The following is a 12,317-nucleotide window of genomic DNA, read 5'->3' as shown; positions in this document are numbered from 1 at the left end:
AATCTCCTAAAATTAAAAAGGATTAAGAAAAAGTTAAAATTTTTCTTAAATCCCTCTTATAAAATACTTATATTAATTAAAGCCATAAACAGATTTGGTGATTTGATAGACAACATTGGACAGTTTGCGAGCTGGCAAGACTGAATGTTTAGTCAAACGGCTCAACATGGTCTTGCGGATAGCCTGAAAGACCTCTGGATTTTCCTGCTGAATATAGGTCCACAGCTCCCGTTTTTTGGCCAGATGCTCCGCTGTGCCTGCTCGGTTGAGCAAGGCACTGGAAATCACCGTCGTGATTTCAATATGATTCAGCAAGTATTCTCGCATTTTGGGGTGGCTTACTTTGGATAAATCAAGCTGGTCTACCAAAAGTCGATTGACCTTGAGTTGCTGGTCAATGCGCTTAATCATCACTTGCTCATTGACAGACTGGTCCTCACGCCCAATCAAATAACGATAGAAATCGACAGGCAAATAGTACATGGTCTTGACCTGCTGAAGGGGGGTAAAGACAAAGAGATTATCGACATAAAAGGTATGCTCAGGCAGTTGGAACTGGCTCGCTCGCAACAAATCTGTTCGGTAAATCAGCGAGTGCATCATGATATACTGGCCTTTTGAGAAATTTCCGACCTGATCCCAGCCAAAAATCTGTTGGACAGGCAAGACTGACTCATAACTCATACTCTTCTTACGAGACTGACCTTCCTTTTCATAGACAAAATTGGTCACAAAGGCATCCACCTCTTGACCTTCACTCTCTAGTTCCTGCAAGGTCTCCAAAATTTTCAGGTAAGCACGAGGATCCACCCAGTCATCACTATCCACTACTTTAAAATAGCGTCCAGAAGCCTCTGCCAAGCCGCGATTGACCGCACCACCATGACCTTTATTTTCCTGATAGATGGCTCTAACAATGCTAGGATACTTGCTGGCTAAACGCTCAGCGATTTCCTGAGTCTGGTCCTGAGACCCATCATTGATAATCAAAATCTCAACTTGCTCACCACCAATCACTAGCGACTCCACACAGTAATGAAGATAGGCAGCGGCATTGTAGCTAGGGATGACGATAGACAATAACTTCATAATCTACTCCTTTAGGGGACTGATTTTTTCTTATACTCAATGAAAATCAAAGAGCAAACTAGGAAACTAGCCGCAGGCTGCTAAAACACAGGTTTGAGGTTGTAGATAAGACTGACGAAGTCAGCTCAAAACACTGTTTTGAGGTTGTGGATAGAACTGACGAAGTCAGTAACCATACCTACGGCAAGGCGACGTTGACGTGGTTTGAAGAGATTTTCGAAGAGTATTACTCTCTCTTGTCACTTCTTTCTATTTTACCATAAAGTCCAGTTTTTGAAGGACTTTTACTAGAATACAAGGCTTGCTATCTCTATTTGCTATTTTGGACATCAAAAAAGAGGGGATCCCCCTCCTTACGAATTTAATTCTGCCAAGTCATCTAGATACTGGTTGTTAATGACCGCCAAGATATAGGCATCTGACCTCAAGAGATCATTAGGGCCAAACTGGACATCCAAGGGTGAATTTTCTTGTTCACGAAATCCTAGGACATTGAGGTTATATTTGCCACGTAAATCTAGCTGGCTCAGGCTTTGACCTGCCCAAACACTCGGAATTTTCATCTCCACGATAGACACATTTTTGTCCAGCTGGAAGACATCAACATTGTTATGAAAGAGAATGGTCTGCGCTAGAGACTGCCCCATTTCATACTCTGGTGAAATCACCGAGTCAGCACCGATTTTTTCTAGTACCTTCTTAGCTGTCTGGCTTTTGACCTTGGCAATAACCCTTGGTACCCCTATACTCTTACAATGCATAACTGCAAGCACACTCGACTCTAGATTTTCCCCTGTTGCCACTACAACCGTATCACAGGTATCAATTCCTGCGGTTCTGAGAAGTTCCTCGTCTGTAATATCGCCAACAACTCCACGCGCCAAAACAGGCTCAAATTGATTGATATGCTCGGCGTGGTCGTCAATGGCAATGATATTCATATCTTGCTTGGCAAGGGCCATCAGGACACTACTCCCGAAAATCCCCAAACCTAAAATTCCAATCGTACGATCTGACATCGTTCTTCCTTTCTTATCCAATACTAATATCTGCTTTCATATACTGAATCAAATCTTTCTTATCAGGCTGGTAATCCGCTAGACTAACCAGCAAGGTCAAGGGACCGATACGGCCAATAAACATGAGCACCATGACAATGCTAAGAGCTAGCTTGCCCAATTCTGGTGTCAGATTTGCCGTGACCCCAACTGTCGCAAGGGCTGAAATGGTCTCAAACATAAGATAGATAAATCGCGGTGTTCCTTCTGCTGTAATTCCCAACAACATCAAGCCCAACAAGAAGGTCATCAAAAAGATAATGAAGACACTAAAGGATTTTTGGACTGTTCGCGCCTCAATGGTTCTCTGCGCAACATTAGCATGAGGCAAGCCCAGCAATTCACTACGCGCAAAAACCAACAAGACAAAGAAAGTCGTAATCTTGAGTCCCCCAGCCGTTCCTCCAGGCGCCCCACCCAGAAACATCTGTAGGATATAGATAAACAAGGTCACAGGCCGAGCTTGAGTGTAGTCAATAGAGGCAAAGCCAGCTGTTCTCATGCTGACGGTTTGGAAAAAGCTGACCAACACTTTTTCTGGAACACTGAGATTGCCAATCGTTCCTGGATTGTGCCACTCCGTAAAGAGTGTGGATACTGTCCCAAACAGCAAAATCCCTGCAGTCAAGAAGAGGACTAGCTTGGTGTGGAAACGCAGACGGCGTTTTTTCTTCTTGTCAAACTGGGTTGCCAAGTCAAACCAGACCATAAAGCCGAGACCACCCGTGATAATCAAACCAGCAATGACCAGATTGATCAAGGGATCCGTCTGAAAAGCCACTAAACTGCTACTGCCGAAATTATCAAAACCAGCATTACAAAAGGCTGAAATAGCTAAAAAGATAGAAGTAAAAATGCCTCGTCCCCAGCCAAACTCAGGAATAAAACGGAAACTTAGCAGGAAGGCACCCAAACCCTCTACCAGAAAAGTCGTCAAAAAGATGGAACGCATAAAAGACTTCAAAGACTTAGTTTCCCCGTAACTAAAACTCTCCTGAATGGTTTCACGACTGCGAAGACTGAGTTTTTGCTTCCCCTGAATATAAAAGACCCCGATAAAGGTCATGAGCCCCAGACCACCAATCTGTATCAAAAGCATACAAATCAACTGCCCCCAGACATTATAGGTAGTAGCCACTGGTTGCGTAAAAAGGCCAGTCACACAGACCATGGACACCGTCGTAAAAAGATGGTCAAAATAAGTAGCCTGCGAACCACTCGCCTGAACAAAAGGCAAACTCAAAAGAAGAGAGCCTATCAAAATAACTCCAGCGAAACTCAGAAAAATTCGACGAGCGGGCGAAAGTCCGCCCAAGGCTCTTTCAATTTTTTTAACAAATAATTTGAATAACATACATCCATTGTACCATAAAAAGTAGGAGAGTAGCTAGATCTGAAAGGCAATTTCAAGGCAGAGTTCCAAGGCCTTCTCGAAAGCTTCTGAACCCCAGTCACGACTATCGTACTGGTCCAAGTCTGCTAAGGAATCAGCTGTAAACAACAACTCTCCCCAGAGAACCCCACGCAGTTGGGCTACTGCCGCAAGCGCAGAACACTCCATCTCCACAACAGCACAGCCTTCTTCCTTACGATAGGCCACCTTTTCAGCCGTTTCTCGGTAAAAACCGTCTGTCGTCCAGGTCATGACTTCTTCATAGGGAATCCCTCTGGCTTCCAACACTCCCTCAATAGCAGTAATAGCATCTGGCTGAATTTCCATATAACGAGAAGGTGCCACATAGTGATAACTAGCTCCTTCATCTCGCAGAGCGCGAACAGGGACTAAAAAGGCATTTTCTTCTATATCAGCTAGCACACCACAGGTTCCAGTGGAAATAATCTGCTCCACACCGTAACCAATCAACCAATCCATAAACTGGGCTGCTGGAGCGGAACCGACAGGAGCCTGAGCCAGACAAATTTCCTCGCCTTTGTAGTTCACGACATAGACTGGATAGATCTTGGTGGCAGAAATAAATTCACTGACACAATCCGCCCCTACTTCCCTCGCATAGCAGTCAATCTCCTCACCTAAAAAAGCATAGACACACTTCTTAGGCAAGTGCAAGTCCAGCCCCTCGTGATCAGGCATGATGACCGCCTGAGTATTGTCATCAAACTCTAAAATAGGAATCGCATGTTTCTGAATCATAACCCACCTCCTCTAATTTTGTACTATTGTATCAAAAGCTGACAAAGTGTCAAGGAGGAAGCTGAGGAGAAAAAAGCATCCCAGTTACGAGATGCTTTGCAATTGCTTAATGAAGTAGACTTACTAGGATATAAAGTAGGTAAATGTGGGCTGGGTAAAAGATGATGAAACCTACAAAAAAACCTCCGCTGTTCCTTTTTACTTCTATTTCACAGGTATCTCCTTAATCACGCGCGCAGGATTACCAGCTAGGACAACGTTGTCGCCAAAGGACTTAGTGATTACAGCCCCTGCTCCAGCAACAACATTATTACCCAATGTCACTCCAGGAAGGACAATGACACCACCTCCAGCCCAGAAATTGTCACCGATGGTAATGGGCTTTCCGTATTCCACACCTGAATTGCGCTCCTCCGGGTCCAATGGATGGAGGGGAGTCAAGAACTGACAGTTGGGACCAATCATAGCATTGTCACCGATGCGAATCGGACAAACATCCAGCATGGTCAAGTTCCAATTAGAATAAAAATTTTTCCCTAGATGGATATTGACCCCATAATCGACCACCAGTCGTGGATTGACATAGAGATTTTGCCCAGTCGAGCCGAACCAATCCTTGATGATTTCGACTCCCTTCAAGGGATCTTCTTCCTTGTTAAAGGCAGACTGTTTTTGGCGAGAAGCCTGAGCCAAGGCACGCAGTTCTGGGTCCGATGGACGGTAAACCTCTCCCGTTATCATTTTCTGGTATTCACTGGTCATTGTATTCTTCTCCTTGTTCCCTACTATCATATCAAAATTTCTACGTGTCTGACTAGAATAAGGAGCACTTTCTACAATTGATACTCTTCGAAAATCAAATTCAAACCGCGTCAATGTCGCCTTGCCGTACTCAAGTACAGCCTGCGGCTAGTTTCCTAGTTTGCTCTTTGATTTTCATTGAGTATTAGATGCTTGTCTTTATCACATCCTATCTAGCTAAGCGAATACGGGTCACGATTCCATCTGGGTCTGTGATTTCCAACTGGCTCGATGTCAGCCATTTGATTGGTGCATCAACTTCTTGTGCTCGCAGGGCAATCGTTAACAATTCTTCTTTATGTGCGACTTCGATGACATAGTAGGCCAAACCTGGCAAGCCTTGCTTACGCGGAGCCATACCTTTTCCTCCCCATTCGTTGACTGCTAAATGATGATGGTAATCCCCTGCCGCAATCCAACTAGCGCTAGGCACACTGAATTTATCCTCTAGCTCTAACGCCTTCTGATAAAACTGGCTGGACTTTCGACCATCCTTGACGGAAAGATGAATATGCCCCATTCTCGTACCATCTGCTAGGATAAAGGGCTCGACTCTTTCCCCAAACTCATAGATGTCCTGCGCCACAAGAGCCTCCGTCACTCCGATAATGCGTCCATCTTCTCGAATATCCCATGTGGAAACCGGCTTATCTCGATAGAGTTCAATGCCATTTCCCTCCAAATCCTCTAAGTAAAGGGCCTCACTGTAACCATGGTCTGCACCGCCCACAAGAGGAATCTGTAAATCTGTCAAGTGCTTCAAGACATCCGCCAAAGCCCTGCGTGTCGGCAAGAGAATAGCCAGATGGTAAAGACCATAATGTTCCCTTACTTCTCCACTCTCTTGTGCTTGAATCAGCTGTACCAAGGCTTTTCCACCAAGTCCTAGAATGGACTCTGTCTCAGTTTGAGATAGGATTTCTAAACCAAGCACTTGCTGATAAAAGGCTGTTTGACTGACCAAATCCTTTACATTCAAAGCTGCCTCTGCCAAATAAATGTGCCTCTTATATTCATAGGTCATAAATGGTCCTCTTTTTGTTGTAATTATTGTTATTACAACCATTATATAATTTCCATCAAGAAAGTCAATTCAGACAACTTGAAGCCTCTATTCTAACAAAAAGAGGCCAATGTTCGTCATCAACCTCTTTCTTATCGTTCATTCTTTTTGCTAAGTACGATAAATACTTTACCTATGACTTACTATCTTCAGCCTAGTTTACCCATTCACCATTGCCATTTACTTTATAACCGTCAGGTGTCGTTGTGCTGACTGCCAAAGCTCCTGAACCATATGCATAGTACCAGTACTTGCCTACTTTAAACCAACCTGTCTTCATGACACCTGATTGATCAAGATAATACCAAGTACCATTTTCCTTATACCAGCCTGTCTTCATAGCTCCTGAGCCATCAAAGTAGAACCATCTACTACCATCTGTTCCCCAGCCTGTAAACATCGCGCCTGAACTATCAAGGAAATACCATGTTCCATCAACTTCTACAAATCCAGTCTGCATGACACCTAAATCATTCAAGTAGTACCATTTGCCACCCGTTTTCACCCAGCCTGTCTTCACATCACCAGACTCATAAAAATACCATTTACCATTAGATTGTACCCAGCCAGACTGACTAGATGTAGATGTTCTAAAATCTTTCAACGATTTTTCTACAACTGTAGCTTTACTTTTAACGGTTGAAAGGTTTGAGGCAGTCACTTCTGTATACTGAATAGCAGAACCATATCCACCAGCCAATTCCTCTGAAGAAGCATCATCACCTAAAGCTAAAGAAATCGTCGCTACTTGCTGAGAGCTAGCTGCATTTTTAAAGGCTGCGAGACCCACATAGGTAAATTTAGAATTGATCAAAACCTCATAATAACCTGTAAATTCTTTAGAGGTTCCACCCTTCTTTTTCGCTACATAATTCGCCTTCTCAGCATGCCAGTTTTCAATTGCTTTTAGAAAACCTTCATAGTTCACATCTAAAGCTTCTCCTCTTATACTATTACTAGATGGAAAAGCAGTCCAGATTTCTTTTGTAGAAAGACGCTCAGGTTTTAAAGCTACTGACACCTCAGTAGCTCGTACAAAAGCAGTTTTCTCAAGATCAGTAGACCATTTAATAGGGACATACTTATCTACCAAACCTTCATCAGCTGCTTCCTTACGAATCTTATTAATCGCGTCCAAAATAGATTGTTTATTTGGAGTTAAAAATTCTCCCTTGATTCCAACCAAAACGTTGCCACTAGAAGGTTTTAGCACCTCTGAGGTCAATACATTTTCATTTTTACCATTAATAGATTGTGTTGCCACCAGTCTGTCATTCGCAAAAACATCAGTTGTCAAAACTGCTCCTGCCAAGGTCAAAGCCAAGGCACTAGCAAATACAATTTTCTTCATCTTTTTCTCCTTTTATCCTTTAGATAGGACAGGTATTTTCGATATTAAATTATATCATATTTTCCTATTCTTTGCCCGTTTCTACCAATGTCATGCGGTAAATAAAACTCACCCCGAAAAGTAGAATCTTCATCCTTTATTTCACAACAAGCTCATAACGTGTCTTACTAGTGAAGGTTTGACCGGCTTTAAGAATGACTTGGTCTTTGAGGTCACTGTGAATAGCATCTGGTAAAGCTTGCGCTTCAAGGGCAATCCCATTGTGCTGTACCATTGGCCGACCTCCTATGATGACACTCTCATCCACAAAGTTTGCTGTGTAGACCACAAAGCAAGGAGCCTCTGTCTTGAAAAGCAGGAAGCGACCTGAATTTTGGTCATAAAGGAATCCAGCATTGTCATGACCTGCAGGAAGGGCAAATGGATGATCCAAACCAGATACCAGCTGGATTTGCTCATCTTCTTCTGCAAAGATATCCTTCAACAAGGCACCATTGTAGATGTGTTTAATCACATCACGATTGGCGTCTGGAGTTTTGGCAGGAACACCATCGGGAGCGATTGGGTAAATGCCCTCTGTGTTTAGTTGGAAGACATGACGGTCAATCGTCTGCGTGAAATCACCAGACAAGTTGAAATAGCTGTGGTTGGTTGGATTGACCAGCGTATCCTGATCTGTTGTTACCTTGTAGCTGATTTCATAGGCACCAGTTTCTTCCAAGTGATAACTGATCCAAATCTTGAGATTTCCAGGAAATCCTCCTGTCCCATCTGTACGCTCTGTATAGAGGGTCAGACCATGGTCGCTCACTTCAACTAGTTCAAACAAGCTGGAATCCCAACCAGTTGAACCACTGTGGTTACAATTGCTAGCATTGTTGACTTCAAGGTCATAGATCTTGCTATTTAATTCAAAGGTCGCACCTGCAATACGTCCCGCCACAGGACCTACGCTAGCTCCATGCTTGGGACTATTGCCTACATAGCTATCAAAATCATCAAATCCCAAGATAACATTGGCAAAATTTCCAGCCTTGTCAGGCGTGACATAACGCAAGATAGTCGCACCATAAGTCATGACTTCAAGCTGGTAGCCACCGTCCGTCTCAAAACGATAGGCCAAGACATCCTTACCCTCAACATTTCCAAATACACGCTCTGTGTATGCTTTCATTCTGTTCTCCTTTTACTATTTCTCTCAAGCAAACAAACCATAGAAAGCGAATTGACAATCTATGGTTTATCTGATAGTTTACAAATCCTCTTGTCAAGAATTCATAAACATTTCCTTACTTTTGATATTCGTGGATGATAACACCTTGTACCACACGGTTTACGGTACCTGTAGGAGACGGTGTATCAGGTTTATTTTCTACCTTGAGTGAAGTCAATAGGGCAAAGAGTTGGGCATAAACGATGTAAGGGAAGACACGGTAAATATCATTCAATACACCGCCACAACCAAGGGCCACTTCTTTGACATTTTCAAGACCAAAGGCTTGATCACTCAAAAGCACAACACGTCGAGCAATCTGGTCACCAGCAACTTCACGAACCAAGTCCAAGTCGTACTTGCGAGTGTAGTCTGTCGTTGTACCAAATACCAAAACAACTGTATCTTCGTTGATAAGAGATTTTGGACCGTGACGGAAGCCGACTGGACTTTCATACATGGTCGCCACTTGGCCAGCTGTCAATTCCAAAATCTTGAGCTGAGCTTCATGAGCAAGACCGAAGAAAGGACCAGCTCCTAGATAGATGACACGGTTAAAGTCTAAATCAACAAGTTCTTTGACATCTTCTGCATTGTCTAAAACTTTACGGGCAAGACTAGACACAACTTTAAAACGTTCAGCTTTCACAGCAAATTCTGTAGGATCAAAGACCAAGAGAGCTGTTAGCATCATAGAGGTAAAGCTAGAAGTCATGGCAAAGCCAGCGTCATTAGAAGCAGCAGGTTGTAACAGCAAGAGATTGCGTTCATCGCCATGAGCTTGGAGAGCCAATTTACCGTCCGCTGCACAAGTAATCGTCACTTGATAAAGCTCATCCACCAAGGCCTTGGCCAAATCAACAGTCGCAACACTTTCAGGTGAATTTCCACTACGAGCAAAAGATACAAGGACAGTCGCCACATCTTTTTTCAAATAGGTTTCTGGATTGGCAACGATATCTGTTGTCGCAATAGCATTGAAATTCCATTTGCGTTCGTCATAGACTTCCTTAAAGTAAGGCACCAAGGTATCTCCTACATAGGCAGAAGTCCCCGCACCTGTCAAGATAACCTTGATATAGTCATGTTTATCAGCAATCCCTTGTAGGAAGGCTGCAATTTCTTCACCTTGTTCTTGATAAGATTCAAAAGCTTCTTTCCATACATCAGGCTGTTGGTAGATTTCACGTGTCGTGATTTCTGCACCCAATTCGAGTAAGTCTTCTTTTGTATAATGTAGCATTGAGTTCCTCTTTTTCTATCAAATATGGGAATGGGAGTAAGCCCCATTCCCATGTATATTCTATATAAAATGCTCTAACGATTTTTACGTTGTCACATGAATTGAATCGAGTTCCAACTAAAATCTTTGGGGAAAAAGACCGATTATCGTCGGAGCATCGCTCCATCCTCCTATCGCCTATTTTCCCTATGATTTTCACGTTGTCACATCTTATTCATCTTCATCATCATCGAAGCCCGCTAATAAATCATTGACTTTTACAATACTTTCTGCAGCACGGTTCTTATAGTCCGCATCTGCGCCTGTAAGGCTCGCATTGATAAATTCAATCACCATTGGAAGATTCATCCCTGCGTAAAGTTCGATGTCACGACCTTCCATAATCAAACGGCTTACCACGTTACATGGTGTTCCACCGAGAAGATCCGCAAAGACTAGGAAATCATCCAATCCTTCAATAGCGGCTTCAAATTTTACAATAAAGTCTTCTGGGCCATCTTCTGGAAGAAGAGCTACTGTATAGATATTGTCTTGTGGCCCCATAATCATTTCAGTGCTACCTTTAAGTTCTTCACAGAAACGACCATGGCTCACCAAAATTAATGATTTAGCCATAAATTATGCGCCCATTCCAAGTACAAATTTACCAAAGGCAGAAAGAGCCAAAGCAAGTACGATAATAATACCGATAGCTTTAGTAGAGTTCATACCTTTCTTACCAAGCAACCAGAAGATAAAGGCAGTAAAGATTGCTGGAAGCAAGCGCGGGAAGATTTGGTTCAAGATGTCTTGGAAGTCAATCATCTTCTCACCGATTGCCCATTTGTAAGAAATTTCAAAGTTGATCATTGTTGCTACAAGAGCACCCATCATGAAGACACCAAGTACAGATGCCGCGTCAATCAAAGCTGTCAAAGTACTTTGCATGTTGTTGATAAGGTTAACCCCTTCTTTGTAGGCAAATTCCAACTGTTTCCAACGGAAGATGTCATAAGCAACTGCAACTGCGATCCAAAGGAAGATACCCCAAGGTTGACCACCGATAGCCATAGTTGCTGCGATAGATCCCATGATAGCAGGTACAAGTGAACCAAAGATTGTATCTCCAAGAGGAGCGAATGGTCCCATCAAACCTGTCTTGATACCGTTAACAGCATCTTTTGAACCTACACCATCTTTTTCTTCCATGGCAAGGTCAAAACCAGCGATAATGGTGTGGAAGAATGGTGAAGTATTGAAGAATTGAGTATGAACTTTCATCATTTCTTTCAATTCAGGAGTTCCATCCCCATACATTTTACGCAATTGAGGCAAGATCATGTAAAGGTAACCAGAAGCTTGCATACGTTCGTAGTTCCAACCCAATTGGAAAGTAAACAAGCTACGTTTGTTGATTTGATTAAAATCTTCTTTTGTAAGTTTGTAATTAGAATTCGTCATCTTCGATTTCCCCACTTTCTGATGGTGTAGAAGGTGCTGCTACAGCCACTTTTTGGCTATTTTTGAAGTGAAGCACTGCAAGGAAGATACCTACGATAGAGATACCAATCATAGACAAGCCTTTGAAGTTGTTCACGAAACCAATTTTTTCCGCAACTTCAGCAGGAAGAGTACCTACGATACCAGCAACAGCGCCGCCAAGACCTGTTACATATGAGTAAAGAACAGTCAACATAGCTGTCAAACCAAATCCCATTGCAAGGTAGTGAAGGTTACGTTTAACTGGAAGGTAACGAAGCAAGATTGCAAATCCAAGACCTGGAAGCATACGTCCTGCGAGAGTCAAACCATCTGCAACCCATTGGTATTTTGTAACGAAATCTACTACGTGTTGTACAAATTCACCACCAAAAGCAAGCGCAAAGAAGACTGGAAGGGCACGAGATAGAGCCCAAGGAATCGCACCAAGTAGGTAGTTGCGTTCAATACCTTTATAGTCAAAGCGTTCGATTGCAGCATCCACACGGTGAGCAAAGAAAGTAGTTGTCATACGTCCAAGAACGTCGAAGTAAGTCAAGAGAGTTGCTACTGGCACAGCGATTGTTGTAATCGCAAGTGCTGTATCAATTCCTTGTGAAACAGAGAAGGCTGTCGCAAGAACCGCACCAGAAGTTGCGTCGATACGAGAAGCACCACCGAAGGTACCAACCCCAAGAACGAATAGTTGCAAGTTACCACCGATAAGTAGACCAGTAGTCACATCTCCCATGATTAAACCAGTAATGAAACCAGCAAATACAGGGGAACCTGCAGATGAAACGATCGTCAACTCATCACAGATTTGATAAGCTGAGTACAAAGTGAGAAGTAAAATTTGCCACCATTGTATCATAACAATGACCTCCTA

At 43.0% G+C, this 12,317-nt stretch carries 12 protein-coding genes; all 12 read right to left on the bottom strand.

Features of this window, described 5'->3' with window-relative positions:
• Positions 1 to 72 precede the first annotated feature (72 nt).
• A complete protein-coding gene (locus tag QS39_RS02665; protein ID WP_077804563.1) occupies positions 73 to 1,089 on the bottom strand; it encodes a glycosyltransferase family 2 protein in 1,017 nt (338 codons plus the stop codon).
• Between the two features lie 353 nt (positions 1,090 to 1,442).
• Entirely contained in the window at positions 1,443 to 2,108 is a 666-nt protein-coding gene (locus tag QS39_RS02655; RefSeq protein WP_077804562.1) for a potassium channel family protein, read from the bottom strand.
• A 13-nt stretch (positions 2,109 to 2,121) separates the two neighbouring features.
• Complete coding sequence (locus QS39_RS02650) at positions 2,122 to 3,501, bottom strand: TrkH family potassium uptake protein (protein ID WP_077804561.1); 1,380 nt, start codon at positions 3,499 to 3,501, stop codon at positions 2,122 to 2,124.
• 33 nt (positions 3,502 to 3,534) lie between these two features.
• Complete coding sequence (locus tag QS39_RS02645) at positions 3,535 to 4,299, bottom strand: nucleoside phosphorylase (RefSeq protein WP_077804560.1); 765 nt, start codon at positions 4,297 to 4,299, stop codon at positions 3,535 to 3,537.
• A gap of 204 nt (positions 4,300 to 4,503) precedes the next feature.
• Positions 4,504 to 5,061, bottom strand: coding sequence for a sugar O-acetyltransferase (locus QS39_RS02640; RefSeq protein WP_023944052.1), 558 nt, complete (start codon positions 5,059 to 5,061; stop codon positions 4,504 to 4,506).
• A 208-nt stretch (positions 5,062 to 5,269) separates the two neighbouring features.
• Positions 5,270 to 6,124 (bottom strand): VOC family protein, encoded by an 855-nt coding sequence (locus QS39_RS02635; protein WP_077804559.1) that lies wholly within the window; start codon positions 6,122 to 6,124, stop codon positions 5,270 to 5,272.
• 193 nt (positions 6,125 to 6,317) lie between these two features.
• Entirely contained in the window at positions 6,318 to 7,514 is a 1,197-nt protein-coding gene (locus tag QS39_RS02625) for a CAP domain-containing protein (protein WP_023944056.1), read from the bottom strand.
• Between the two features lie 136 nt (positions 7,515 to 7,650).
• Positions 7,651 to 8,688, bottom strand: a complete 1,038-nt coding sequence (locus tag QS39_RS02620) for an aldose epimerase family protein (protein ID WP_077804558.1) — start codon at positions 8,686 to 8,688, stop codon at positions 7,651 to 7,653.
• A 115-nt stretch (positions 8,689 to 8,803) separates the two neighbouring features.
• Positions 8,804 to 9,970: an SIS domain-containing protein gene (locus QS39_RS02615; RefSeq protein ID WP_077804557.1), complete on the bottom strand. Its 1,167-nt coding sequence runs from the start codon at positions 9,968 to 9,970 to the stop codon at positions 8,804 to 8,806.
• 210 nt (positions 9,971 to 10,180) lie between these two features.
• Positions 10,181 to 10,585, bottom strand: coding sequence for a PTS sugar transporter subunit IIA (locus tag QS39_RS02610; RefSeq protein WP_077804556.1), 405 nt, complete (start codon positions 10,583 to 10,585; stop codon positions 10,181 to 10,183).
• Between the two features lie 3 nt (positions 10,586 to 10,588).
• On the bottom strand, positions 10,589 to 11,410 hold the full coding sequence (locus QS39_RS02605) for a PTS system mannose/fructose/sorbose family transporter subunit IID (protein ID WP_000185294.1): 822 nt from the start codon (positions 11,408 to 11,410) through the stop codon (positions 10,589 to 10,591).
• The gene (locus QS39_RS02600; RefSeq protein ID WP_000617018.1) at positions 11,397 to 12,302 is read right to left on the bottom strand and encodes a PTS mannose/fructose/sorbose/N-acetylgalactosamine transporter subunit IIC; all 906 of its coding nucleotides are present in this window, start codon (positions 12,300 to 12,302) and stop codon (positions 11,397 to 11,399) included. The genes QS39_RS02605 and QS39_RS02600 overlap by 14 nt, the downstream gene beginning before the upstream one ends.
• Positions 12,303 to 12,317 lie beyond the last annotated feature (15 nt).

Origin of the sequence: Streptococcus mitis, assembly GCF_002005545.1 — a bacterium.
GTDB lineage: Bacteria > Bacillota > Bacilli > Lactobacillales > Streptococcaceae > Streptococcus > Streptococcus mitis_I.
The sequence above is the reverse complement of the archived record's forward strand: the minus strand, read 5'-3'. Positions and strand labels throughout refer to the sequence as shown.

Bases quoted from the DNA above. Each gene is read 5' to 3' on its own strand.
- QS39_RS02665 (WP_077804563.1), bottom strand. From the start codon at position 1,089: ATGAAGTTATTGTCTATCGTCATCCCTAGCTACAATGCCGCTGCCTAT.
- QS39_RS02655 (WP_077804562.1), bottom strand. From the start codon at position 2,108: ATGTCAGATCGTACGATTGGAATTTTAGGTTTGGGGATTTTCGGGAGT.
- QS39_RS02650 (WP_077804561.1), bottom strand. From the start codon at position 3,501: ATGTTATTCAAATTATTTGTTAAAAAAATTGAAAGAGCCTTGGGCGGA.
- QS39_RS02645 (WP_077804560.1), bottom strand. From the start codon at position 4,299: ATGATTCAGAAACATGCGATTCCTATTTTAGAGTTTGATGACAATACT.
- QS39_RS02640 (WP_023944052.1), bottom strand. From the start codon at position 5,061: ATGACCAGTGAATACCAGAAAATGATAACGGGAGAGGTTTACCGTCCA.
- QS39_RS02635 (WP_077804559.1), bottom strand. From the start codon at position 6,124: ATGACCTATGAATATAAGAGGCACATTTATTTGGCAGAGGCAGCTTTG.
- QS39_RS02625 (WP_023944056.1), bottom strand. From the start codon at position 7,514: ATGAAGAAAATTGTATTTGCTAGTGCCTTGGCTTTGACCTTGGCAGGA.
- QS39_RS02620 (WP_077804558.1), bottom strand. From the start codon at position 8,688: ATGAAAGCATACACAGAGCGTGTATTTGGAAATGTTGAGGGTAAGGAT.
- QS39_RS02615 (WP_077804557.1), bottom strand. From the start codon at position 9,970: ATGCTACATTATACAAAAGAAGACTTACTCGAATTGGGTGCAGAAATC.
- QS39_RS02610 (WP_077804556.1), bottom strand. From the start codon at position 10,585: ATGGCTAAATCATTAATTTTGGTGAGCCATGGTCGTTTCTGTGAAGAA.
- QS39_RS02605 (WP_000185294.1), bottom strand. From the start codon at position 11,410: ATGACGAATTCTAATTACAAACTTACAAAAGAAGATTTTAATCAAATC.
- QS39_RS02600 (WP_000617018.1), bottom strand. From the start codon at position 12,302: ATGATACAATGGTGGCAAATTTTACTTCTCACTTTGTACTCAGCTTAT.